Here is a 25,911-nt window from a genome sequence, read left to right as displayed (position 1 = left end):
AAATTTTCAAAATTCCTTGGGAAGCTGTGTCGAAATAAGGAACCTTCCTAAAAGTATATAGGCGTCAGCTAATTATTTCCGACTGGTACCTATAAAGACTCGCTTAGTATAATTTAGACTGTTTGGATTAATAATACAATTAGTATGTATTAGTAAAGAAGGAGGAATTAGGGTGTGGCTAAGCAGTCTTTACGTAAGCCTACGATTGCTGTAACCCCTGAGCAATATAAACCGCTAGCGCAGCAATTTACGCCCAAGCCCACTATTGTTAAAAACGTGGTACGGGCTTTTGCCGTTGGAGGAATTATTTGCGCGATCGGCCAGGTTATTATTAATCTATATGTGACCTTCGGGTTGGCACGTATTGAAGCATCGACTGCGGCAACCGCGACGATGATTTTTATAGGTGCGTTTTTAACAGGCTTAGGAATTTATGATGAAATTGGAAAATTTGGAGGAGCCGGTTCCATCGTTCCGGTCACTGGGTTTGCCAATTCTATTGTTTCACCGGCTATGGAATATAAGCGGGAAGGTTATGTGCTGGGTGTTGGAGCAAAGTTGTTTACGGTTGCGGGTCCTGTTCTTGTGTACGGGGTTGCCACATCGATTGTAATAGGAATCGCATATTTTCTTTTACACTAAACATCTGGGGTAGGCGCCTTACATGACAAGCACGAAAAACTCAAATATTTGTTGGTTTTATGAAGGTGGGATAAAGGCATGAATTTGAAACGTAAGGGAAATCAGACCGTGGTGTTTAGCAACCCACCGGTTATTTTATCGTCTTATTCTGTGGTGGGTCCTAAAGAAGGGCAAGGTCCTCTCGGAAAAACATTTAGCAAGGTCTGGAAAGACCAACTAAACGGTGAAAAATCCTGGGAGTTTGCGGAGAGTAAAATGCTTCAGGAGGCGCTGCAGGGGGCTATTGATCAAGCCGGCATTCCTGAGGAGCAAATTGATTTTATGTTAGCGGGGGATTTGCTTAATCAAATCATCTCCTCTAATTTTGCCGCGCGGCAAATGGCTTTGCCTTATATCGGGTTATATGGAGCTTGTTCCACGATGGCTTTGGGCTTGGCTGTTGGGAGCATGCTAATTGACGGAGGATTCGCTCGTAATGTTCTTGTCGGGGCATCCAGCCACCATGATACGGCAGAACGGCAGTACCGGTTGCCGACGGAACAGGGTGCACAAAGGGCTATGAGTGCACAGTGGACGGTGACCGGAGCGGGAAGTTTGCTCCTTGGAAAGAGTGGGACTGGGCCGCGAATTACCTCAGCAACGATCGGAAGAGTTGTGGACTATGCTCAATCTGATGTCAATAACATGGGTGCAGCCATGGCCCCGGGGGTTGCGGAAACAATCCTAAATCACCTCCGTGATTTGCAGCGCAAACCGGAGGATTATAACCTGATTGCCTCGGGGGATCTAGGCGCGGTTGGATTAGGGCTCTCTGGGGAAGTACTTAAGAAAAGTGGCATAGATATGGGCACGGGATTTACGGATTGTGGGGTTATGATTTACGATGCCAGCCAGGATGTTCATGCCGGAGGCAGTGGATGTGGTTGTTCAGCGGTGGTTTTCGCCGGGAATATTATGCAAAGGATTAAAGTTGGAGAGTTAAGGCGAGTCTTGCTGGTGGGCAGTGGCGCTTTGCATAGCCCAACATCGTCGCTGCAAGGAGAATCTATCCCCGGTATTGGGCATGCCGTGGTTATAGAGGCGTGAAGGGGGTGAGTACGTTTGTTTGAGATGATTATTCCAGCTTTTATTGTCGGAGGGATAGTTTGTGTTATTGGACAACTTCTTATGGACTTGACAGAACCAAAGTTTACGCCGGCGCATGTGCTTGTCTTCTTTGTGACAGGAGGAGCGATCCTTGGGGCGTTGGGGCTGTATGAACCATTGGTGAAAATTGGAGGAGCAGGGGCCACAATTCCCTTATCAGGCTTTGGGTATAATCTTTCCAAAGGGGCAATGGAGGCGGTTGGAGAACGGGGTATCATTGGTGCTTTTTCCGGCGGTGTGGAAGCAACGGCGGTTGGGATTGCGGCGGCAGTGTTTTTCGGGTATTTGATGGCTGTTACGTTTAACCCCAAAGGGTAATTTCGATGTTCGATATTCGATATTCGATATTCGATATTCGATATTCGATATTCGTGGTACGATCGGTAAACTATGACCGGCTCATTTCGATACTCAAAGTACGAATAACAAACTACGAACTTTGAACCACGACAAAGGCCATTTCGATGTTCAAAGATCGAACCTCGAACCTCGAACTTCGATAAGGGGTTGTGATGCATGGATTCTAATGCGAGTGAAAAAAACGTTCCCGTGAGTAAAGCCTATCAAAAAAATGTGGATTACATAAATCGGCAATTAGGGGTTCCGGATAGCTTTGATATTGTCCTGCGGGAGATGTCCATTGGTGGTAAACGGGTGGCGATTTATTCAGTCAATGGATTGGTCGATTCACATGTGGTCAGTTACATATTAGAGGTGCTCGTTGGCTTAGAACGTTCGGATTTGATTGTCAATTCACTGGATAAATTAGTCAAAGGAAACATCGTAAATCTACAGGTATCTGAAGTAAAAACGATGGATAAGGTGTTCTATTTTGTTTTGTCAGGCCCAATGGCGATTCTTGTGGAGGGACAAGATAGAGCAATAATTGTTGATGTCAGGGCGTATCCTGCTCGTCAGCCTCAGGAACCGGATATTGAGCGTGTCACTCGGGGTTCTCGTGACGGATTCACGGAAACACTGGTCGTGAATACGGCCTTGATCCGTCGACGCTTACGTGATCCGAAACTACGCATGAAGCTGGTCCAAGTGGGAGGACGTTCGAAAACGGATGTATGTATTTCCTATATTGAAGATGTTACGAACTTAGAGTTGGTGAAAGAACTTCACAAAGAAATTCAGGCTATTAAGATTGATGGGATTCCCATGGCGGAAAAAAGTGTCGAAGAATTTATCCTTGGAAGCAAGTACTGGAATCCTTATCCCCGAGTGCGCTATACTGAACGTCCGGATGTTGCGGCTATTCATCTGCTTCAAGGGTATGTCGTCATGCTTGTTGATACTTCTCCCTCGGTCATGATTGCGCCTGCGACGTTTTGGAGTCATGTCCAGCATGCCGAGGAATACAGACAGGAGCCGAGTGTAGGGGCTTATCTTCGTTGGATACGATTTGGAGGAATCTTTGCTGCGGTCTTTCTACTTCCTCTTTGGCTTGGTGCAGCCTTAAATCCACAATTACTGCCGGACTGGCTTCAGTTTATCAGCCCTATTCAACCAACGAAAATACCATTACTTGCCCAAGTCTTGATGGCTGAGTTCGGGGTGGACCTTTTACGTATGGCCACCATTCATACACCGAGCCCCTTGGCGTCGGCCTTGGGTTTGATTGCCGCCTTTATGTTTGGGGATATCGCAATTAAAGTGGGACTGTTTATCCCGGAGGTAGTGGTGTACATGGCTATTGCCGCGGTGGGAACGTTTGCGACTCCCAGCTATGAATTGGGTTTAGCTAACCGCTTGGCGCGCTTGTTTCTCATACTGATGACAGGTCTCTTGAACTTTCCAGGGTTTGGGATAGGCGCGGCTATGTGGTTCTTTCTTTTATGGCGGACAGAATCGTTTGGCGTACCTTATCTCTGGCCACTCCTTCCTATGGATATTAAAGCATTGGGGGCGGTTCTGGTGCGCTCTCCTGTACCTATTAAAAACCAACGCCCGAGTATTTTAAAACCACAAGATCAAGACCGTCAGCCGTAATCGAGGTGCGAAGTTCGAGGCACGAGGTTCGAATATCGAAGTTCAAGTGGATGTGGTTTTTTAGTCCAATAACAACACACTTGGTATATCTTTTATACACGAAAGGATGCAAAAATTGTGAAAATCGGGTTTCCGCGAGCACTCTTTTATTATGATTATTTTCCATTCTGGTCTGGATTTTTTTCGGCATTGGATATTAAGGTAGTGACCTCTCCGCCTACACATCGCCAAATTATGGAACAGGGTTTAAGAAGGGTCAGCGACGATACTTGCTTACCCATTAAGTTGCTGGCAGGACATATCCAAGCGCTTGAAGACGTCGATGCCATTTTTTTGCCCCGTATGGTCAGTGTTGAGGCAAACACCTACAGTTGTCCAAAATTCCTGGGGATTCCGGAAAGCCTGCTGCCTGCCGTTCCTCCCGGAATCCCGGTCTTGACTGTAACCGTAAATTGGCGGAAGGGGAAACGTCAGGTCCTGAAAGATCTTCAGGTCTTGGGGCTTCAGTTAGGTAAGGGCAGGGCGGATATTCGGAAAGCCTTTACCCTGGGCCAAGAATGGCAAAAACGTTATCAGGATTCCAATGGGTCAGGATGGGATTTTGAGAAGAACCTGCCTCAGATAGAGAGTACTGCGAAGAGGATCGCGAGCTCTCAAAAGGATACTGTGCCTCTCAATGAGCCAGGTCGCCTTAGAATTGCTTTAGTAGGGCATTCCTACCTTACGCAAGAACCCTATGCTAACCTGAACCTGCTTAGGCGACTGCGCAAAAAGGCGGAAGTGGAATTGGTCCAAAACGTTAACTTGGAAGAGGTTAATAATCATTTGTCAGGGTTACGCAAAAAGATATTTTGGAATCACGCTAAGCAAATTTTTGGAGCAGGGAAAAAGTTTATTACCGATCCTGATATTGATGGGATCATCTATTTATCGTGCTTTGGATGTGGAACCGACTCTATAGTGCAGGGACTATTAGCGAGTTCCGCCCGGGAAACACATAAACCATATATGATGATCACCCTTGACGAACACAGTGGAGAGGCAGGCCTTGTTACTCGTCTGGAAGCCTTTTTAGATATGGTCGAAAGGAGGAAGGTCCATGAAGGTTACGTTTCCGCACATGGGGAACACCTGGATAGTGATTCAAACTCTCTTTGAATCACTCAATGTTGAAGTGGTAATCCCACCAATCAACAGTAAACGAACCATGCAATTAGGCACAAGGTTGGCGCCAGAATCCGCTTGTCTGCCCTTAAAATTAAATCTGGGTAATTATATTGAAGCGGCGAATGAAGGTGCGGACACGATTGTGATTACTGGGGGGATCGGTCCCTGCCGTTTTGGTTATTATGGTGAAGTGGAACGGCAGATCCTTCAAGATGCGGGATATGCTTATGATATGGTGACTCTTGAGCCGCCTGATGGAAGCTTGCTTGGGCTGGCGGGGCGTATCCGCTATTTAGCCGGATCGAAGAATTCCTGGGTAAAGATTCTCCGGGCTATACGATTCGCCTATTTGAAAAGTGTCGCCTTAGACCGAGTTGAAGATCTGATTCATGCAGCAAGGCCGAGGTTACCTGATCCGAGGGAAACGGAGAAATTGTATGAAGATGCCAAAACACGCATTGCGCAGACTATGACTGATATTGGTGTTAAGGATACAGTTCGCTGGGTGCAGGAAAGTATTCGGGAACGTCAAGCGGGGCTAAACCCTTCCGAACGGTTTTGCAAACCTTTGCGCATAGGGATTATCGGGGAGATTTATACAATCTTAGATCCCTTTACCTCAGTGGGTTTAGAGGAAGAGATAGGGCGTTTAGGTGTGGAAGTGGATCGTTCGATTTACCTCTCAGGGTGGATTGGAAATCATATATTTCAAGGTCTGACTCAGGGATATCGATCAATCAAATCCTATTCGGGTCATGCAAAACCCTATTTGCCACATTTTGTTGGGGGGCATGGTCAGGAAACGGTTGGAGCTGCCGTGAAATTTGCACAGGAAGGCTTTGATGGGATCATCCAAATTTTCCCGTTATCTTGCATGCCGGAGATTGTGGCAGCCAGTGTTTTACCAAAAGTACAAGAAGCGTACAAAGTGCCGATTATGACGCTTATCGTCGATGAACATACCGGACAGGCCGGGCTGCAAACGCGGTTAGAGGCGTTCGTGGATCTGCTGGAAAGGGCAAACATTGAACCAGGAATTGAACACAAAAGAGGGGACGTGCTAAGCATTGGGGCAAGATAAGTACTTTCTGGGGGTCGACGTTGGGTCAGTCAGTACGAATATAGTACTATTGCAATCAGACAATACGTTAAAGGAGGCTCTATATCTAAGAACTCAAGGTCGTCCTATGCAAACAATTCAAGAGGGGATTAAGCTGTTGCGCTCTAAAATGGGGAACTCTGATGAAATCATTGGTGTTGGAGCTACAGGGAGCGCGCGTCAGCTGGCGGGTACCTTATTAGGTGCTGATGTCGTGAAAAACGAAATTACCGCTCATGCTGTCGCAGCTTCGCGAATGAATCCTGAGGTGCAGACTATTCTGGAGATTGGCGGGCAGGACTCGAAAATCATCATCCTCAGGGATGGTGTCGTTGCTGATTTTGCCATGAATACCGTCTGTGCAGCCGGAACGGGGTCGTTTCTCGATCAGCAGGCAGCAAGGTTAGGCATTTTAATTGAAGAGTTCGGTCCACTGGCTCTGCAAGCAAAGCATCCGGTGCAGATTGCCGGGCGTTGTTCAGTATTTGCGGAATCAGATATGATTCACAAACAACAGCTGGGGCATTCACTGCAAGATATTTTAGCTGGATTATGTAAGGCGATGGTGCGGAATTATCTCAATAATGTAGGGAAAAACAAAGATATACGCGGCCCGATCTTCTTCCAGGGCGGAGTGGCGGCGAACCCCGGAATAAGTAAAGCATTTGAAGATGAGTTAGGTCAACCGGTAATTGTACCGGAACATTATGGAGTTATGGGTGCCTTAGGAGCAGCCTACTTAGCCCAGGAAAAAGTGGGAATGCAAGCTGAAACAAGGACTAAATTTCGCGGTTTACACCTGGGTGAAACTCAATTCCAAGCACAAAGCTTTGAGTGCGCCGGGTGCTCAAATCGTTGTGAGGTTGTAAAAATCATGCAGGATGGGAAGAGTTTGGCCATGTGGGGAGATCGCTGTGGAAAATGGTCGATTGTTGCCGGTGACAGCGATGGCATCCGTATTACGGAACGTCAAGGCGAACAAAAGAGGGCCTAAGTGTGAAGTGCGAGAATCGAGGTTCGAAGTTCGTGGATCATTCTTAGCACATGGATAAATAGTCGGCAGGCATATACTTTGCCGAACGAGAGGATTTGGGGAGTGACTGAGAAACCCAATATAATAGCTTGCTGGACTTGGTTAGAATTGATACTGCCAAGTCCTTTTTTTATGATCAAAAAGTACCAAATTTATCTTCAAGTCCCAAGAATTAAGAAGGAATAACTGTTGCTGTGTAGAATAATGTACCTTGGGGAAAACACTTTCCTTAAATTCTAGTGCCTTGAGCACAGCGAAAGGAATGGCTCATAACATGAGGATATTAAAAATTAGCAAAGTAAATACATTTCTGATCAGCCTAATGATGATGGCTATTTTATTGTGTTGTAGCAGTCAAGTACAAGCAGACCAAAGCGGGGATTACACATATACTGCAACAGCAGGCGAAACCCAAATAACGGGGTACACAGGGGCTGGAGGAGATGTTACAATACCAAGTACTTTAGGCGGATTTCCTGTGACAAGCATTGGCGATGCGGCTTTTTATGGCGCAGGCTTAACAAGTATTAGCATTCCACAAGGAGTAACAAGTATCGGCCACGGGGCTTTTGCCTATTGCTATGGCTTAACTGCTATTACAGTAGCTGCAGATAATTTATTCTACAAAAGTATTGACGGCGTGCTTTATAACAAAGCAGGGACTATTTTAATTGTGTGTCCCGCAAGATTAACTACAGTAAGCATTCCACAAGGAGTAACAAGTATCGACGACTCTGCTTTTGCCGATTGCACAGGCTTAACAAGTATGAGCATCCCGGAAGGAGTAACAAGTATCGGCATCTGTGCTTTTGCCGGTTGCTATGGTTTAACAACAATAAGCATCCCGCAAGGGGTAACAAGTATCGGAGGGTGGACTTTTGACGATTGCATAGGCTTAACAAGTATTAGTATTCCGAAAGGAATAACAAGTATTGGCGAATATGCTTTTTACTTATGCACAAGCTTAACGAGTATTACGATTAACTCAGCAACAACAGCAATATATGATAGCGCAGACACAATACCAGCCGCGACAAAGATTATAGGCTATGACCCATCTACCGCAAAAGATTACGCTACGAAATATAACAGAACGTTCGAAGTTATAGCTCCTACTGCGCCGATATCCGAAACGTTGACGGTGAGTAATCCAGCCCCCACAGGATTTACTGTAGCCTTAAACCCGGCATTGACGGGCTTAACAGCAAGCAACTTCACGCTTCTTGATAGTTCGAATCAATCTGTAACCATTACAGGTGCGACAACATCAGACAGCGGAGCAACTTATGAGATAAGTGCAGCTTTGTGTGCAGGCCAAACGTACACGGTTACGGCTGCGAAGACGGGCTACGACTTTGGGGCACCTGTGAACGTGGGTTGCGTTCCTGATAATTTAGAAGAGTTTACAACTGAGTTTGACAGCATAAAAGCAACCGGAGGTGAAATGACGCTTCACGGAGACATTGCCCTTGATGGAGTGCTCACACTCTCTGCGGAGAAATCTGTAACAATACATGCCGGGAAATACCGAATTGTAACAGACGATACGAAGGACAGCCTGGAGGTAGGCAGTAATGTAACAATTGAAGGCGACGGTTTTAACGACAGCAACTTCAATGACCATAAATATGGTGTTGTTGCTGCAGATGGCGGCGGGTTTATTAAGATAACAGGCGGAACTGTGAAGTCAAATGCATCCCAGGGTGCAGCAGTATATTTACATGGAACATGGACAAACAAGGGCAGCAGTTTTTCGATGACGAGCGGTGCGATTATCGCTGGTGATGCCGCCTGTAATGCCCGTTTCGGCATATATGCCCGCAAATTCAGCGAGGTTACTATTTCAGGCGGGACAATCACCGTAAACGGTGACTGCGGAATCGGTATCGACATAAACGGTGAAAACCTTCCTGCTTCGGCTACCTTAGATGGTGGTACTATTAACATTACAGGTAAAGAGGGTTACGGTGTTTATGTCAGAGGTGGTGCCTCTGGCCACATTAATGCATGTACCATTAATGCTAATGAGCAGGATGGTGTGGGCGTTTCCGCCTATGGTTGCTCCAATATTACCGTCGGCGGCGCTTCGGTAGTTATTAATGCAAATGGTCAAAACGGACACGCGCTTGAAGCATCACATGGCAGCAGTGTTACAATACTGGATGGAACAACGATTAGTGCCACGGGCGATAACGGTATTGGCGTGGAAATTGGCTTAGGAGGAGATGGATTCATTTCAGGGGGAACCATAGCCGCTAAATATCGCGGTGTCAATATTGTCGGTGAAGATGTGTATGCCCAAGCAACCATATCTGGCGGGACAATAACCGTTACAGGAACTGAAGGTATAGGTATTAATGCCCAGTCAACTGGTTTTCTCGATGAAAATGGCAATAATATACAAGACGAAGGAGAGCGAGACTGTGTGGTACGCTTCTCCGGCGGAACCGTTGTTGCGGCGGGTGAGGAAAGTACAGGTTTGGTTGCCTTTGGCTGTGGTAAGGCCGAAATAAGTGGCCCAGCGACGATAAATGCCACAGGCTTAAAAAGCACTTGTGTTTATGCCTCAAACGGCGGTTATATTAAAATTTCTGCCGGAACAATTACGGCAAGTGGAGATAATAGCACAGTAATATCGGTTCATCTGGGTGGTTTAGTGGAAATAGTAAGCAGCATTGTATCGATAACAGGTTCAGGAAATAATGATGTATGTCTTTATTCCGAAGACTTAATAGGGACAGCATGCATAATAATGCCGGATATGGCTATGAGTGTATACCTTGAGGGGGCGGGTGCAAATGCTAAAATTGCAGACAATACAATAACGGCGCTTGAGGGTAAAACGGTAATAGTAGGCACAGCTTATGAGAACCTTAACCTTCCAACGACAGTTTCTGACTGCGACATTACATGGGCACCGGGATGTTATGATGGAAATACGCCAGGTGAATATGTAATTTACGGGCACTTAACAAATCCGATAAACGTACAAAACGTAAATATCAGTCTGGGGATTAAAATCACTGTTGTGCAGGATATAAGTCTGACCAGTTTTGATGTGGAAAGGGAAGAGGACGGACCTTCCTTGCAGATAAATGCCGGAGATGATTTTTGGGCTTCAATTAATATTGAACAAAATGACCATAGCGGTAAACTAATGTCTCCGGTAACTAACCTTGCTTCTTTCCAGGGTTATATAGCCTATGATTCTGATCGGCTGGAGGTATTAGAAGTTGTGCCCGGGGAGCTTATTCCGGCGAGCGGCTGGACGTTGCAGCAAGGTTCACAAGGAGCGGATGGGGTTTATGTTGAGTTAACAGGTCCTCAAGGTGATACAGTTGGTTTAAGCGGTTACGGGAAACTGCTACGGGTGCATTTCCGATCATTGTCCGGAGCAGGGGGTAGTGGGATTTTCGCCCTTAAAGGGGGGAGCTTCATTAATCTTGATGATGAAGCTAAGTCATTTGCATTTGGCGGATATTTAACAAGTATCAAGGGGCAGGATATTCCGGTCATCAGTGACTATCCCCCCATTTTAGGGATCTCTTCGCACGTTGACATCATCCCTGCCGCAGTTAAGATAACTGAGGCCAACCCACAGCGGCAGACTATTGCGGTTAGTTTTGATCAGAATACATTGGATACATGGAAGTATCCGGGTGTTGATAAGATTAGAGGCAGTATTTCCTTAAAGAAAAATGAGAATGAGTGGACAGTTCTAAAAAAAGATATTTTTGATGGGGAAGTATGTTTCGGATGGTCGGGGGGTAATAAACTGGTTTTGTCACTGGGTCATGGTTTTAGTTTTGCTTCAGGCGATAGTCTGAGCTTTAAGCTGGAAGAGAAAATATATGATCGAACGACAAATAGTTATGTTAATGGCCTTGATCCTGTAGAGACCCCGGTGTTTATTGTTCCTCAGACACTAGGTAAACCACTGGATCTGGGTCAATGGGAAGGTATGATTAATTTTGGTGTAGAGGGGATTCATCTTTCATACCAAGGAGAGGAGCTTTGTTCATACAGCAGTGCGGCTCCTCCGACAGTTAAAGTATTATTTAATGAAGGTGGTCCTGTTGTCTGGGATGCAGTGCTAAGGGCTCCGAACGGCAGTGTCGTGGGATTTTGGGGGTATGGTCCTGGCCAATCCCGTGAGCAGGAGATACCGATTGACCTAACTTGGGAAAGTGGAAACTATCAGTTGCTGGTTAAAGCATTTTGGCTCTTTGATCCAACCGATACCACTATGGCATTTTCTGTAGTACCGCTGGATATCCAGCAAGGCAGTATACCGCTCATTACCGGTAGGGTGCTGCAGCCAGACGGCAGTGCCTTTATCCGTGGGGATAACTCAGATGTCTATGTAAAATTAAGAAGGCTGGATAACAGCGGAGATGATCTTTGTGGTACAGGTATAAACAATGACGGGTCATTTATGCTGGGCGGGAATATACCAACAGGTGACTATTTGTTGGTAGCGGATGCCTGTGGGAGTAACAATCCCTATGCAAATGCAATTCCTGTTACTATTCATATAACTGTAGGACAGTTGTTAACACAAGATATAAGCTTGACTAATCTGTTAATTACGGATTATAGCGCCACACCACTAGTTCAGATTGGGATCAATCCAGAAGATGGGGACAGTGTCGGAATATTTGTCGGTCTTGAGAACATCAAGGATCAAAACGGCAACACGATTAATCCAAACGTTGCTGGTTACCAAATCAAAGTAGACTTTGATCCGACTAAAGTAGCCATCCTAGATGTACTTGATGAAGCACACTTAGGTCAATTCATTAAGAATGTTGATTCAGTAGCAGGTAAAGTGTATATTGCCGATGCGGTAGCTATTGGAACATCTAATTATAACAAGCTTTTCTTCTTGCCAATTACCTTAATCGGGTCTGCGCTTGATGTGACAAGCCTGCAGGTGCATTTTATTAATGTAAGGGATCCAGATAATAATCAAATTTGCGTTGATAATCCTTCTGATCTGGAATTCCACCGTGGTAAAATTTATAATGAAGGTCCTGAAACCCAACCCAATATTGCTGATGCGGTTGCCGGTCTACAGTACTTGGCTGGGTTGAGAAATGCAGGAGCGGATCTGGAACAGGTAAATCTGATAAATATGGCTTCTATCTTACCTCCAGAACCTGTCTCAGGTGTATTAAGACCAAGCATTAAAGATGTAATAGTCTTAATGCAGTACCTGGTTGGATTAAGAGATGATTCATTCCAGTTAGTTTCACGATAATAGAACGAAACTAGCATGGCACCACTTTCCAGATCTTAAATGGAAAGTGGTGCTTATCATCTATTTGAGATTAATGGGGGGCAATATATATTCAGGATGCCATAAAAAATGGTTGACCTGTGTCAATAATTCTGTTATTATTAACGAATCTTAATAATTCTCATCTTTCGAAAAATATATTAGGGGTTTGGATCGCAAGTGTATCATGGAGAAAGTTGTGGTAGTGGTAATAGATAAGCCTATGGCAACAGAGGACCTCCTTCTGTTGCCATTTTTATTCTTTCTGAATAGCTTATATATAGAAAGAGAGGAAGAGGAAATGAGACTGCACGGTACACAATTGGTGAATGAGCAAGGACATTTAGAAATTGGCGGCTGTGACACTGTAGAATTAGCTAAAAAATTTGGGACGCCGCTTTACATCATGGATGAAGCCCATATTCGGGACATTTGCCAACAGTACCAGGGTTCGTTCGTGAAGGGCATGGAAAATGCGGAGGTTATTTATGCTTCGAAAGCGTTTTCAACGCTGGCCATGTGCCGGATTATTGATGAAGAAGGACTAGGCTTAGATGTTGTCTCCGGAGGGGAACTTTATACTGCTCTTCAGGCCAATTTCCCGGCTGCGCGAATTTACTTTCATGGCAATAATAAATCTCGTGAAGAACTGACAATGGCAATAAACGCTGGTGTTGGTAGGATTGTCGTAGATAATTTTCATGAGATGAGTATATTAAATGAGCTGGCGGAAGATTTGAATCAAAGAGTCAATATCCTCCTTCGGGTGACACCAGGGATTGAAGCGCATACCCATGAGTACATTCGGACAGGTCAGATCGATTCTAAGTTTGGTTTTACCTTATCAGACGGTACAGCAGACCGGGCGCTGGATTTAGCATTATCCTGTCCCTTTCTCGTAGTAGAAGGGATTCATGCTCATATCGGGTCACAAATCTTTGAATTAGATTCCTTCCGGCATGAGGTTCAGATAATGATTGGCTATATGTCAGATATTCATGTGCGTATCGGTTACCTGCTGCAAGAGCTTAACCTTGGCGGAGGATTTGGGATTTATTACGCGTCCGGGGATGAGCCTGCTCAGATTACGGATTATGCCAAAACAGTGCAGGCTGCTTTGGAGGATGCTTGTCGGGATCAGAAGTTTCCGCGTCCAAAAATTATTATTGAGCCGGGACGTTCGATCGTAGGAACAGCAGGAACCACACTCTATACCGTAGGTTCCATCAAAGAGATTCCCGAGATCCGGAAATATATTGCAGTGGATGGGGGTATGACAGACAATCCGCGACTTGCACTATATCAAGCACGTTACGAGGCAGTTCTTGCCAACCGCGCTAGTGAAGAAACAGTTGAATCGGTTTCCGTTACCGGAAAGTGTTGTGAATCCGGAGATATGTTGATTTTGGATATTGATTTGCCCAAAGCTATATCGGGTGATCTATTGGCTGTTTCTTGTACGGGTGCTTATAACTATTCCATGTCCTCGAATTATAATCGGCTTACAAGGCCGGGGGTGGTTCTAGTGGCGGGCGGTCATGCCGATGTGATCGTAAGACGTGAAACTCATTCGGACTTACTGCGCAATGATGTTCTGCCTGCGCGCTTGAAGTAGTTACAACGGGCAAGCCGGTAAGATGCCCATATAGAAAACCAGGTTAGAGCTAAGCCTTCGCTGATTATCAATTAAACTTTCTGATTAGCAGGAAAAAGGACCGTGTGCGTTATTTAACGCTTGCGGGTCCTTTTTTCGCATTTCTGTGGGCGAACAATCACAAGATCCAGGGCCACCAACATAAGAGTTGCAATCAGGATGGTGCCCAATCCTTTCGAGGAGACGGTCGAAGCATACGTGACTGGAGGGATAGAATAAGGCGAGAAGGGTGCCAGTGAAGGAACCATAGAATGAGGCATGGCAGAGTAGTAGGGATAAGATTGGGTAATAGGGGGCGAAGAAGGATGGGGGAAATATAAGTTAGTGGTTAATTGAGCGCCCCGTGGTTGGGCAGGATTATAGGTGGGACAGTTAAGTCCGGTATTATGATGGAAGAGTAGAGAACTTCGTAATACCGGTACACCAGGGTATCCAGGGTTCAATGTCAGTCCCCCTTTCTTAAGCCCGGATACTTATATTGGCAGTATATGTAAATAACGGCGTGGTGGTACCTGGAGAAGAAATGAAGAATGGGATTGGAAAAGCCACTTAATCAACAAAAACTTTTACGTTTCTAAATATTTCATATTTTGCTTTGAATATTTTGATGGAGATTGATTGATTCTAAAGAGAAGAAAAAGAAATAAGAAAGCTTTGGAAATGGAGTGGACTCGGATGCAGGAAAATAAATCCTATGGCCGAACAATTCTCCGGGTCTTAACAACCCACAATAAAGCCATGCTACTGGGGTTATTTCTAGGAATCAGTTTGGTTTTAGGTGCCGTCCTGGTGAGTCAAGTAGTAGGAAATGAAAAAAAACCGATCATTAATCCAATTGAGTATGAAGTGTACTGGGAGCAAGCTCAAGAACAAACCAGGGCGAGTGAGGACGACTCTGGAGAACGCTCGGATAACTCTGTAGTAGAGCCAGATTACCCTGAGCCAAACAACGAGCCGGTATCCAACTTTAAAGGGGAACGGTTTACGGTTCTATTAGTTGGGGTAGATCGTCGACCCGGTGATACAACGCTCAGTAATACGGATACTCTTTTAGTAGCCAGTGTTAATACCCTGAACGGTAAAGTTGCTATCCTTTCCATCCCTCGAGATACCCAAGTTACTGTGCCGGGCTATGGAAAGGGAAAAATTAATGCTGCTGCACGAGTTGGTAAAGGAATTAATACAACAACAGCTTTAATCGAAGGTTTAATAGGCCAGTCTATTGACGGTTACGTTATCACAAATTTTAATGGATTTAAGTCGATTATTGATACACTGGGAGGAATAACACTCAATATTGAAAAAAATATGTATTATGTTACCGGAGACTTATCAGACGGCGTGATAAATCTCAAAAAAGGAACTCAACGATTAGATGGAGCACAGGCTTTGCAATATGCCAGGTTCCGTCAAGATGCCTTGGCGGACATATCAAGGACGGCGCGGCAGCAGGCAATTATAAAAGCAATAGGGAATGAATTTCTGCAAGTTAAGACAGTTCCCAAGTTACCCTGGATTGTCCCTCAAATCGCCAAATCAGTGGAAACTAACCTTTCAATAGCTCAATTATGGGCGATGTCGAATTATTTGCTACGTAATAAAAATCCAGAGATATCATCCCAAACCTTACCGGGTAATTTCCTCACCGAAAACAATATAAGTTACTGGAAAGTTAACCCTGAGAAGTCACGCGCTGTTGTTAAGAAGCTTTTCGAAGAGGGAAAAACCAGCAGCACGTTCGGAATTTAGCGTTAGGGAATAAGGCTGAAGCATATTCATTGATATGCTCCCAGCCTTATTCTTTGGATACTTCTTTTCTACATAAACTAAAACGCGAGGAATTGAAACCCGCATTATGAGATAGTATAGTTCCTCATCTTCCTGGTAGTGATGATTTTTTTCGGAAGAATAAGTGGCTGCAATAACAGATGCTCTTGTCTTTTTGAAGAAACAGTTATAAAATACATGAGGTTGTTATATGGAGGAATTTTTGGAGGGTGTACATTGGAGAAGCTGCTAGAAAAGTTAAAAGAGTACTTACAAATGGAAACGGAAATCCCTTTTGAGGAGTTTGCGGAGTATTATCGCCAACTGATTTCAGAACTGAACCAAACGTTTAACGATCTTGATAAGGACGCTCGCGTTAAAGCACTCTATATTTGTTCGGTTGTTCAATCCAATGCAGATGCTAGAGCAAAGGGGAGTAAAACCACGGCCAAAGCGTTTAAAAAGATAAGCGCTAAATGTGGTTTTTGGAGAGATGCAATTAAGTTCCATCTGGGAAAAGACGGGATGTCCCCGCAGGAGATTGAACAAGCAACGGAAGAAATTAACACCAGCATCTAAGGAGCTCCATTTTCATTGGATTAGGACATCAAGCCGGAACGGTTTTGATGTTTCTTTTTTTACCAGTCAGAAGCCCTATGCCGCTGTGCGGTACCACTGATGAATAAAAATCTTTTTATTCAGGTCGGAAGCCAGCCCGTTAAACCGATACCATCGCTAGGAGTAATGAATAATGGCATAGAGCTCTTGAAGTTGCTGTAAACAGGCAGATGATGGTATAATTTAATAAAATCCTGATGATAAGGAATTTGAGGATGTTGCTATGGATATCATTTTGGCTCATCGCCAACTCGATTTTGATGCTCTGGCGTCAATGGTGGCTGCCCAAAAAATTTACCCGAACAGTGTGTTGGTCATGGACGGAAAACCTAACGTCTATGTTCAAGATTTTTTGGCACTATCTAAGGATCAATTGCGGTTTTACAGAGCTCAGGATATTAATATGGACGAAGTATCTCGGATTATTCTTGTAGATACCCATGAACTGCGTCGTGCGGGTTTGTTGGGCGAAAAGGTGGCTAAGCTTCCTAGCGTTCAGGTGGAAATTTATGACCACCATCCTTATTCTGGAGAACTCAAACCGGGTATGGTTATTGAAACGGTTGGTGCGTGCGCAACAATCCTTGTTGAAAAATTGGCAGCGCTGGGGTTGCCCTTAAGTGGTTTTGAAGCGACTTTGATTGCCATCGGAATCTATGACGATACTGGAAGCTTATTGTTTGATAGTACCACAGTACGTGATGTTCAGGCTGTGGTTTATTTATTAGGGCAAGGAGCGAATTTAGGGGTTATTGCCCAATATTTACGAAGACCGCTTGCTGAAGAACAAAAAGAACTCTTGCAACAATTACTGGACCAAGGGCAGACCGAATTATTTGATGGCTTGCCTGTGTATCTTGCGTATGCTGAGACAGAAGACTATGTCGGAGGGCTTTCTTTACTGGCTCATCAAATAGGGGAGCTTGAAAGCGCTGATACCTGGTTTTTGTTAGTCAAAATGGAGAATCGGGTATACGTCGTGGGCCGTTCCAGAAGGAGAGGTTTGCCCGTCGATGGGTTAGTACGGATATTTGGTGGGGCGGGCCATACGAGGTCTGCTTCAGCGACTATTAAAAACGCTGAAATCCCGGTAATCTTGCAACAACTGCGTCAAGGGCTTCGGAGTCGCGCTATACGCCCTCATCTGGTGCGTGACATGATGAGTTATCCCGTGAAGACCGTGACCCCGGAGACGCCGCTTGGTGAGGTTGAACAAATTCTATTGCGTTATGGGCATACAGGAGTACCTGTCATTGAAGATAAGCATTTAGTGGGGATTATTTCCCGGCGGGATGTGGAAAAATCGATTAAACACGGTCTGAAACATGCACCAGTGAAGGGTTTTATGACTACACGGGTGATTACGGTAGAAGCAGAGGCCCCTTGGGATGAAGTCCAGCGTCTGATGGTGCAGCATGATATTGGGCGTCTCCCAGTGGTTGAAGATGGAAATGTCGTTGGAATTGTTTCCCGATCGGATGTTTTGCGTTTCGTTCATGGAGGTCCGGTTCCTATGGAAACGCAACTTGTTCGCGAACGTAGCGTCGCCATGCGTCAGGATATTTTGGATTTGATAGAAGGTCTCCCGGCAGAGAAACGGAAGCTCCTTGAAGCTGTACGAGATACTGCCCAGGAAGAAGGGTGCTCCGTTTATATTGTAGGAGGATTTGTCAGGGATTTGCTCCTCTTTTCCCCCACTCAAGATCTGGATTTTATCGTCGAAGGTAGTGGTGGTCAATTTGCCAAAGCATTGTTAAAACGCTTGCCGGACGGGAAACTCACTGAGCATATTAAGTTTGGAACGGCCCGGATTGTTTTTCCCGATGGGAGTCATCTTGACGTAGCCAGTACGCGCTGGGAATATTATTCCTCCCCCGGAGCACTACCTCAAGTCGAGGAATCCTGCCTGCGCGATGACCTCTTTCGACGCGACTTTACTATCAATTCCATGGCCATCTGTTTGAATGCCGGGCGTTTTGGGGAACTCGTGGATTATTATGGCGGGAAGCGGGATTTACAGCAAAAAAAAATTCGTTTCTTGCATAATATTAGCTTTATAGATGACCCTACTCGGATGCTAAGGGCAATACGTTTCTCAGAACGTTATCAATTTATGTTAGCCAAAGAAACTGAGGAGGCTATATATACTGCGCTAGAGTCGGGAGTCCTTTCTAGGCTGAGTATTGAACGTTTTACAGAGGAAATCCTGCTCATCTTCAAAGAAAAAAATTATCAGGCTATGGGTCGGGCCTTAATCAGCACTGGTTTGTTAAAGGCGTGGTTTGGTGAAGATTACGATTGGAACTTTAACTTAGATGAAGCCGAGGACAGTGCTAATCGGTCGTTGCAGATGCGTTGGTTAGTTTCAATTTCTAAAATGGACTCGCCAACTATTGAAAAATTGCTTGAGCGAGTATGCCTCAACAAATCCCTGCGGGATGATACCCTGACCTATGTGCGTCTACGCGAGGCTTTAAAGGAACCATTGACTCTGAGTGAGATGGACAGATTACTCAATAAAGTCCCAAAGGGAGTAGTTTTGGTTTTAGCTCAGGATGACCGCTTTAATAAGCTGATTAGGAAATGTCTCGAGGCCAGCCAAAGAATTAAGATGTCTTTAGATGGAAGGGCACTTCTGCAGATGGGTGTTCAAGAAGGACCGGAGATCGGTGTAATTCTTGATCGAGTGCGCAGGGCTTGGCTTGAAGGCCGCATAAGTACTATCGAAGAAGAGAAGGACATGGCTCGAGAGTGGGTTAATACTTTGCGTCGTTAGAAGGAGGATGGAATTTGTTTGGTTTTGATATACCGACACTGATAGCTAATGTTCCGGCATTATTAATCGGATTTGCCTTTCATGAGTATGCTCATGGTTGGGTCGCTGACCGGTTAGGAGACCCGACACCCCGTAGTCAGGGACGTCTAACTTTGAACCCTATCGCGCATTTAGATTTCTTTGGCACGCTCATGGCTCTCTTATTTCGATTCGGATGGGCTAAACCAGTGATGACCAATCCCCAGTATTACCGGGGAGATAAAAGACGGGGGCATATGCTGGTTGCTTTGGCTGGTCCAGGCATGAATTTAATTATGGCATTTATTGTGATGTTCTTATGGTTTCTGACCTTGCAATGGCTTCAAGGCTCAGAATGGAGCAGCATTATATTGCTTATCTTTCAATCCACGGTGTTTATGAATCTGGGCTTGGGAGTTTTTAATCTCTTGCCGATTCCTCCGCTTGACGGATTTGCTGTTCTCGGAGGAATACTGCCTGCGCGCTTCACTCCGCAGCTTCATGTGCTGGAGCAGTATGGGATGATTATTTTAATGGTTTTTCTTTTTACGAATATTCTAAGTAAAATCCTCTCGCCTGTAGTGATAGGGATATTTATCGTTTACCAGAAGATCATCAGTCTGATCTTAACTCCTTTTCTAGGGTAATTGGGTTCATATAATCAGGATAATTAATAAACGTTGTTGATAAGCGAGGACAAGTTTACAAAAAGGAGTGTTCGGTATGAAAGGTAGAATATTAAGTGGGATGCGTCCGACAGGGTCGCTGCATATTGGGCACCTAAGCGTCATCCAGAACTGGGTTGCCCTTCAGAATGACTATGAGTGTTACTATTCCATCGTGGATCTGCATGCCTTGACGACAGCGTATGAAGACCGTTTAAACTATCCCAGTTTACGACGGGAAATTGCTTTAGATTGGCTCAGTGTGGGAATTGATCCCCAGAAAAGCGCTGTCTTTATCCAGTCTCAGGTCAAAGAGCATGCCGAACTTCATTTGCTGTTTTCCATGTTTACACCCTTGTCCTGGCTGGAACGTGTTCCTACGTATAAAGATCAAATTCAACAATTGAGTCAACAGGGGAAAGACCTGGGTACATATGGGTTCTTAGGATATCCTCTCTTACAGGCAGCGGATATTTTAGTTTATAAAGCAAATGTAGTGCCGGTTGGGGAAGACCAGCTTCCGCATATTGAGCTTAGTCGGGAAGTAGCCCGTCGTTTTAATCATCTTTTCGGAACGGTATTTCCGGAACCGCAGGGTTTAGTGGGTAAAGTGCCTCTCTTGCCGGGAGTTGACGGGCGGAAAATGAGTAAAAGTTATAATAATGCCATTTCCCTAGCGGCATCTCCTGAGGAGGTCAAAACGCGGGTCCAACAAATGATTACTGATCCGGCTCGGCTTCGGAAAGATGACCCAGGACACCCGGAAGTTTGCATCGTGGATAAGTTTCATCAGATTTACACCCCGGAAGTTGCTGAAGTGGAAGAAAATTGCCGCGCGGGAAAAGTCGGTTGTGTCGCTTGTAAACGCCACCTGGCGGAGAATTTGGAGAAGTTATTGAGACCGTTTAGGGAGCGGCGGGACTATTGGGGGGAATCAGGCCGCGTGGAGAAGGTCCTCGCAGAAGGTGCCGAACGTGCTCGGGTAACAGCTGCGGAGACAATGAAAGAAGTACGCTCTGTCATGGGGCTGTAAATGGAAAGCGAGAAAACCGTTCCGCAGGTGGAACTTCCTGCTTATAAGGGCCCGCTTGATTTGCTGTTAACCCTTATTCAACAAGAAAAAGTCGATATCTATGATATCCCGATTGCGCGTATTGCTGACCAGTTTGTGGAAACCGTACGACAGATGGGGCTTATGGACATGGAAGTCACCACCGAATTCCTGGTCCTGGCGGCCCAATTGCTTTATATTAAGTCAAGGGAACTTTTGCCGAAACCTCCGCAAAATGAACAAGGTCAGGCAGGGGAAGAAGACCTGCGGCAGGAACTGGCGGAACGCTTACTGGCTTATCGGACGTTCAAGCAGGCGGCACAGGTGTTAGCGGCGTTAGAAACCTCTTCTGGACGACCTTACTGCCGTGAGGTTGACGTTGAGGGGTTACTGGCGGATGTCAAACCGGAGGACCCACTCAAGGGGGTATCCTTCGATGATCTCTGGCAAGCGTTTTGTAGGGTGATCGAACGTGCCGAAAAAGGGGAGAAAATCCAGTATATTGAACCGGAAGAGATTGCAATTGATGTGATGCTGGCGGATGTTTTGCGCCGGGTTCTTCTCCATCCGAAAGGGATGCGTTTTTATCAGCTCATGCGGATCGGATCGCGCATGGAAATGGTGGTCTCTTTCCTTGCGGTGTTGGAACTTCTGCAATCCGGAAAAGTCCGCTCCGAACAACTGACAATGCTGAGGGATATAATGATCTTTCCTACGCAGAAAGCATGGGAATTCACGGAAGAGGAGTAAATAAGATGCTGTTTCGCGAACCGGAAACGGCGGCGTTAGAAGCCCTTTTATTTGTAGCCAAAGATCCGCTAACGGTTGAACTGCTCGGGGAGATTCTGGAGTTGAACCGGTTGAAGATAGAAGAACTGCTGCACGAGCTGCGAAATCGATATACAGTAGATTCCTGCGGCTTGAAACTCCTCGAAATCAATGGCGGATATATACTAGGCACCAAGCCTGAAGTCGCCCGCTATGTCGAAATTCTCTATAAACAACCTTCGCATGCCCTCTCCAATGCGGCACTTGAAGTGCTTTCGATCATTGCTTATAAACAGCCTGTGACCCGTGGAGAAATAGATTTTATCAGAGGAGTTCAATCTGAACGGGCTTTGGCGACGTTAGTGGAAAAAGGATTAGTGAAAGATGTGGGTCGCAAGGACGGACCGGGGCGACCCATCCTTTACGCTACAACAGAACAGTTCCTTCTTCATTTCGGCTTGCCTTCCTTAGATGATTTGCCTAGCCTTGAACTAGGTTTGGTTAGTGAGGATGAGGTGGCGAGCGCGTTGGAGTAGGGACTTCGCGTTACAACACTCAAAGATGACCCTTCTGGCTGAACAAGAGCACAAGCGATTGAGGAAACCCGGGAAGGGGCCTGTGTTCCGCCCTACAGATGAAAGTACCCCTTTCGGCAAGTTGAGCAACGAATAGCGAAAAGTCGTTAATAAATAGTATTAATGGCTTTTTATTTTCCAAGTGCCAGGTTCAAACCTTCGCCTTTAGGCGAACAGCTTTAGCATGATAACTTTTCGAACAACTGGATATCATTCTCCTAAGAGGTGAGTGATATGGCCGATTATCAAAGAGGTAGCCACGCGGTATACGACATAAAGTACCATTTAGTATGGGTAACGAAGTATCGATACCAAGTTCTGAATAATGAAGTTGGATTAAGATTACGAGAATTAATCCGGCAAAGTTGTCTAAGCCGAGGGATAACGATAATGAAAGGTAGTATTGGTAAAGAGCATATCCATCTTCTGATCGAGTGTCCACCACAACTTGCATCGTCAAAAATAGCGCAGTACCTCAAGGGACGATCATCAAGGTTGCTTCAAGAAGAATTTCCTCATCTTAAAAAAAGATATTGTGGTCAACACCTTTGGGCACGAGGGTATTTTTGTGCAACAGTGGGAACTGTCACAGATCAGATAATCAGAGATTATATCGAAAACCAGCAAACCGACGGTGACGAGGAAAACTTTAAAATAGACACATGAGTTTAGTCGTAGACTTTAGTTGGCATTTAGCCAACGGTAGCTTTTAGCGGGCTTTAGCCTTATTCGGACTTTCAGTCCGCTTAAAACCCTCCGGCTTTAGCCGGTGGTTGTTTAGTGTTTGAGTAAGTTTTGAGAATAATGTCGGTATATTGTACGTTTTGACGTGCCTTAAACGTAGATCCGTACTAAGACTTATCCTTTGATTTTTATGATAGATAGGTGACCAGAAGGTTTCTCGGAAGAGTAGATACATAATCAGGAAAATTGCTCTATTGTTGACAGTTTGAGAAGGAGTTACTCAAACTGTGTAGAATTTATATAGCATAATAACCCAGAGCTACTAGGGAAAGGGGGCGAGGTGATTGCCGGTATTCGTGAAAAATGTAAATAATACAGAACTCCGGATCAGTTTCACAAGCCCTTTTTCACTAGACCAAGTGAGTAAGATTAAGACGATTAAGGGGAGACGCTGGTATCCTACTGACAGCTATTGGGCAGTTCCTTACACGGAGGAAACGGTAAAGTATTTAACCCGAGTTTTTGCAGAGGAAGTTTGTTTTGAATCATCTATCCTGACCAAAGATAGTAACTTCACATATGAGACTGATCAATTGGGCAATACGAAAGAAACAAAAGGATCTTTGCACTCTATGTCTGACCGAACGTCGGAACTACTCCTTCTGGTTCGGAAGGAACTTGAATTACGTGGATATAGTGATAAAACTATTAAAGCTTATGTGGGACAAATATACCGTTATCAAGTTTTTCTGAAAAAGGATTTAGCTGATTCCACGAATGAGGATGTTCGGGACTTTCTGCATTATTTATTGAGAGAAAGGGGCAAATCCCATGCGTATGTCAACCAAACATTAAGTGCTCTGAAGTTTCTACAAACAAAAGTTTTGGGTCTTAAAGGTGCTACCGAACGATTGCCTCGACCTAAGAAAGAACATAAGTTGCCAGATGTTCTCAGCCAGCAGGAAGTACTTCAAATACTAAACACCGTAAAGAATATTAAGCACCGGGCTATACTAATATCAACCTATTCAGCTGGCTTGAGGGTGAGTGAAGTTGTAAACCTTAAGATTGGGGACATTGATCACAGTAGAATGCTGATATATGTAAGACAGGGTAAGGGGAAGAAGGATCGGTATACTGTCTTGTCTGGGGGTGCCATTGAGGCATTACAAACGTACATCACTACTTACAACGTGGCCGATTGGGTTTTTCCAGGGGAGCCTCCTAATTGCCACATAACAGAACGAACCGTGCAAAGAATCTTTGAAAATGCACGGGATAAAGCCGAGATTAGAAAAAGTGTATCTGTACATTCCTTACGCCATTATGTAGAGCCCCAGATTATGGAGAGTATAACACAAAAATCTCCTAGAACAGCTTAATTTATGTGAAAACACTCCCCATAATTTTTTACTCGCATAGTGAATTTAACCATCTCATTAAGTTGCCGTCTTCCTCCCAGTTTGGTAGTCCGTGAGGCACTAAATCCGGATACGCATTTTCAATAGCTTTGCGTTTCATCTCACTGTCTGCCCGGGCATAAATCTTATGACAAGCAAGTCATAAAATTTATACTCATGTGACTGAAAAGGACATCCGACACATTAGAAGTCCCTTTGATTGGATTAGTGGGGGAAGCACCGGAGAATAAAGGAGATATATCCGACACATGTCGCAGATACCAACTGTTTTTAATGGATCTGCGACGTGTGTCGGTAATCCGTTGATAGGCCGGACATCGCTCGCGCGCTCGCTCGTCCGGTCTATCGTGGTGGCGGGTTCCCGGGGCACGGCGACCTGCTCGCTCGCGCTTGACGCTCGCGACGTCGCCTATCAGCCGGGTTCCCGGCTGATGCCCAAATTCCCACTTCGTGGGAACTTCGGGAACCCGCCACCACGTTAGGTGAAATCACAATTTCGGAGGTGGATATGGGGTCAATAATTTTCCGAGCAAGGATAAAGTGGTTTGTATTAGTAACGATTATGTGTTTTCTTTTGGTTGGGACGATATATCTTTTATCACCGTTTCCAAATAGCGACACTATTCCATCTGCCCCTCAGAAGAGGTTTGATGTACCTATATATACTGACTTCGAACTCCAAGGCAAAAATCAGTGTGCAGCATACTCTACTGCTTTTGTTTTAAGAAACTCAGGCAAACAAGCTAAAGGAATAGAGGTTTATGCTAAGATTCCTTTCAAAATCCCTATTTCAGGGTATGTTTTGCCGAAAGGAGTAATTTCATATCTTCAGTCCCAAGGACTAAAACCAATGATTTATGAAGGGAATCTGTCTTCACTCAAGGCAAGACTTGTACAAGGGAGAACACCGATTATTGTATTGGTTGGAAATGGGCTCTTTTGGCAGCATTACATGACTTTAGTAGGATTTGATGACGACAAAAGTGAGCTTTATTTCGTCGATTCTAACAAAGGGAATGACGAAAACTCAGAATTGCCAGGGAATAGGACTATGACAAATGACTATTTTTTGAAATGGTGGAGCAATGGACTACCCGTATTCAATCACGTTTATATAACGGTGGGGGAAACGTTGTGACTCCACCTAACAGAGGGTTTGCGACATCGGAGAGAATATGAATGTAGTAACCCGACGTCGCAAACCCTCGGGACGTTCTACGAAACCGTACGCAAAGACCGTCGCGCGTCCATGCGCGGATTATTTGAAGCATTACTTTTTAGTTTTTCCGCATATATTTATGTAGCAATACATTTTTGAGAACTGCGTTACAAAAACTGGTATAATAGTATTTGCAGGAGGCTCGATGAAATGGGTCAATTTGAAAAGATATTAATTAGGATATTGTGTGGAACGAAAGATAAGGATATCGATTTTACTGACCTTTGTAAAGTACTGTTTCATTTTGAATTTAAAGAACGGATAAACGGAAGTCATCATATTTTCTATAAGGATGGACTAGATGAAATAATAAACATTCAACCTAATGGTGCAAA

General features: G+C 44.9%; 20 protein-coding genes. All 20 read left to right on the top strand.

The features are described from left to right. The first annotated feature begins 174 nt into the window (after positions 1-174). Positions 175-642, top strand: a complete 468-nt coding sequence (gene spoVAC / locus AC6I5A_RS04875; RefSeq protein ID WP_034612429.1) for a stage V sporulation protein AC — start codon at positions 175-177, stop codon at positions 640-642. A gap of 78 nt (positions 643-720) precedes the next feature. Then, entirely contained in the window at positions 721-1,728 is a 1,008-nt protein-coding gene (gene spoVAD / locus AC6I5A_RS04870) for a stage V sporulation protein AD (protein ID WP_034612426.1), read from the top strand. Between the two features lie 15 nt (positions 1,729-1,743). Next, positions 1,744-2,106 carry a stage V sporulation protein AE gene (gene spoVAE / locus AC6I5A_RS04865; RefSeq protein WP_034612423.1) on the top strand — a complete coding sequence of 121 codons (363 nt, stop codon included), beginning with the start codon at positions 1,744-1,746 and terminating at the stop codon, positions 2,104-2,106. Positions 2,107-2,304: 198 nt separating this feature from the next. Beyond that, a complete protein-coding gene (locus AC6I5A_RS04860) occupies positions 2,305-3,783 on the top strand; it encodes a spore germination protein (RefSeq protein WP_034612420.1) in 1,479 nt (492 codons plus the stop codon). A 117-nt stretch (positions 3,784-3,900) separates the two neighbouring features. Then, the gene (locus tag AC6I5A_RS04855) at positions 3,901-4,941 is read left to right on the top strand and encodes an acyl-CoA dehydratase activase-related protein (protein WP_034612419.1); all 1,041 of its coding nucleotides are present in this window, start codon (positions 3,901-3,903) and stop codon (positions 4,939-4,941) included. Next, a complete protein-coding gene (locus AC6I5A_RS04850) occupies positions 4,883-6,031 on the top strand; it encodes an acyl-CoA dehydratase activase-related protein (protein ID WP_034612417.1) in 1,149 nt (382 codons plus the stop codon). The genes AC6I5A_RS04855 and AC6I5A_RS04850 overlap by 59 nt, the downstream gene beginning before the upstream one ends. Then, the gene (locus AC6I5A_RS04845; protein WP_034612415.1) at positions 6,018-7,043 is read left to right on the top strand and encodes an acyl-CoA dehydratase activase; all 1,026 of its coding nucleotides are present in this window, start codon (positions 6,018-6,020) and stop codon (positions 7,041-7,043) included. The genes AC6I5A_RS04850 and AC6I5A_RS04845 overlap by 14 nt, the downstream gene beginning before the upstream one ends. Before the next feature lie 313 nt (positions 7,044-7,356). Then, on the top strand, positions 7,357-12,342 hold the full coding sequence (locus tag AC6I5A_RS04840) for a leucine-rich repeat protein (RefSeq protein WP_052167902.1): 4,986 nt from the start codon (positions 7,357-7,359) through the stop codon (positions 12,340-12,342). Positions 12,343-12,661: 319 nt separating this feature from the next. Continuing rightward, a complete protein-coding gene (gene lysA, locus AC6I5A_RS04835) occupies positions 12,662-13,975 on the top strand; it encodes a diaminopimelate decarboxylase (protein ID WP_034612456.1) in 1,314 nt (437 codons plus the stop codon). Between the two features lie 714 nt (positions 13,976-14,689). Next, a complete protein-coding gene (locus tag AC6I5A_RS04830; RefSeq protein ID WP_034612413.1) occupies positions 14,690-15,763 on the top strand; it encodes an LCP family protein in 1,074 nt (357 codons plus the stop codon). A gap of 255 nt (positions 15,764-16,018) precedes the next feature. Next, positions 16,019-16,360 (top strand): hypothetical protein, encoded by a 342-nt coding sequence (locus AC6I5A_RS04825; protein ID WP_034612411.1) that lies wholly within the window; start codon positions 16,019-16,021, stop codon positions 16,358-16,360. A 262-nt stretch (positions 16,361-16,622) separates the two neighbouring features. After that, positions 16,623-19,175, top strand: a complete 2,553-nt coding sequence (locus AC6I5A_RS04820) for a CBS domain-containing protein (RefSeq protein WP_034612409.1) — start codon at positions 16,623-16,625, stop codon at positions 19,173-19,175. Between the two features lie 14 nt (positions 19,176-19,189). Continuing rightward, positions 19,190-19,840, top strand: coding sequence for a site-2 protease family protein (locus AC6I5A_RS04815; RefSeq protein ID WP_034612407.1), 651 nt, complete (start codon positions 19,190-19,192; stop codon positions 19,838-19,840). Positions 19,841-19,916: 76 nt separating this feature from the next. Then, positions 19,917-20,891 (top strand): tryptophan--tRNA ligase, encoded by a 975-nt coding sequence (gene trpS, locus AC6I5A_RS04810; protein ID WP_034612403.1) that lies wholly within the window; start codon positions 19,917-19,919, stop codon positions 20,889-20,891. Next, positions 20,892-21,659 (top strand): segregation and condensation protein A, encoded by a 768-nt coding sequence (locus AC6I5A_RS04805; RefSeq protein ID WP_034612402.1) that lies wholly within the window; start codon positions 20,892-20,894, stop codon positions 21,657-21,659. Positions 21,660-21,664: 5 nt separating this feature from the next. After that, the gene (gene scpB, locus AC6I5A_RS04800) at positions 21,665-22,213 is read left to right on the top strand and encodes an SMC-Scp complex subunit ScpB (protein WP_034612400.1); all 549 of its coding nucleotides are present in this window, start codon (positions 21,665-21,667) and stop codon (positions 22,211-22,213) included. 273 nt (positions 22,214-22,486) lie between these two features. Then, positions 22,487-22,918 carry an IS200/IS605 family transposase gene (tnpA, locus tag AC6I5A_RS04795; protein WP_034612398.1) on the top strand — a complete coding sequence of 144 codons (432 nt, stop codon included), beginning with the start codon at positions 22,487-22,489 and terminating at the stop codon, positions 22,916-22,918. Between the two features lie 362 nt (positions 22,919-23,280). Then, the gene (locus AC6I5A_RS04790) at positions 23,281-24,318 is read left to right on the top strand and encodes a tyrosine-type recombinase/integrase (RefSeq protein WP_497900499.1); all 1,038 of its coding nucleotides are present in this window, start codon (positions 23,281-23,283) and stop codon (positions 24,316-24,318) included. Between the two features lie 547 nt (positions 24,319-24,865). Further along, positions 24,866-25,495 carry a cysteine peptidase family C39 domain-containing protein gene (locus AC6I5A_RS04785; RefSeq protein ID WP_034612396.1) on the top strand — a complete coding sequence of 210 codons (630 nt, stop codon included), beginning with the start codon at positions 24,866-24,868 and terminating at the stop codon, positions 25,493-25,495. Positions 25,496-25,726: 231 nt separating this feature from the next. Next, positions 25,727-25,911, top strand: a 185-nt coding sequence (locus AC6I5A_RS04780; protein WP_034612394.1) for a type II toxin-antitoxin system HicA family toxin, incomplete at its 3' end; no start/stop codon positions are given.

This window comes from Desulfosporosinus sp. Tol-M2 (assembly GCF_059735615.1).
Note: the sequence above shows the minus strand (reverse complement) of the source record. Positions and strands in the feature narration are given on the sequence as shown.

Coding starts and splice junctions, on each gene's coding strand:
- AC6I5A_RS04840 (WP_052167902.1), top strand. CDS start 7,357: ATGAGGATATTAAAAATTAGCAAAGTAAATACATTTCTGATCAGCCTA.
- trpS (WP_034612403.1), top strand. CDS start 19,917: ATGAAAGGTAGAATATTAAGTGGGATGCGTCCGACAGGGTCGCTGCAT.
- AC6I5A_RS04850 (WP_034612417.1), top strand. CDS start 4,883: ATGAAGGTTACGTTTCCGCACATGGGGAACACCTGGATAGTGATTCAA.
- AC6I5A_RS04860 (WP_034612420.1), top strand. CDS start 2,305: ATGGATTCTAATGCGAGTGAAAAAAACGTTCCCGTGAGTAAAGCCTAT.
- AC6I5A_RS04820 (WP_034612409.1), top strand. CDS start 16,623: ATGGATATCATTTTGGCTCATCGCCAACTCGATTTTGATGCTCTGGCG.
- scpB (WP_034612400.1), top strand. CDS start 21,665: ATGCTGTTTCGCGAACCGGAAACGGCGGCGTTAGAAGCCCTTTTATTT.
- lysA (WP_034612456.1), top strand. CDS start 12,662: ATGAGACTGCACGGTACACAATTGGTGAATGAGCAAGGACATTTAGAA.
- tnpA (WP_034612398.1), top strand. CDS start 22,487: ATGGCCGATTATCAAAGAGGTAGCCACGCGGTATACGACATAAAGTAC.
- AC6I5A_RS04805 (WP_034612402.1), top strand. CDS start 20,892: ATGGAAAGCGAGAAAACCGTTCCGCAGGTGGAACTTCCTGCTTATAAG.
- spoVAD (WP_034612426.1), top strand. CDS start 721: ATGAATTTGAAACGTAAGGGAAATCAGACCGTGGTGTTTAGCAACCCA.
- AC6I5A_RS04785 (WP_034612396.1), top strand. CDS start 24,866: ATGGGGTCAATAATTTTCCGAGCAAGGATAAAGTGGTTTGTATTAGTA.
- AC6I5A_RS04830 (WP_034612413.1), top strand. CDS start 14,690: ATGCAGGAAAATAAATCCTATGGCCGAACAATTCTCCGGGTCTTAACA.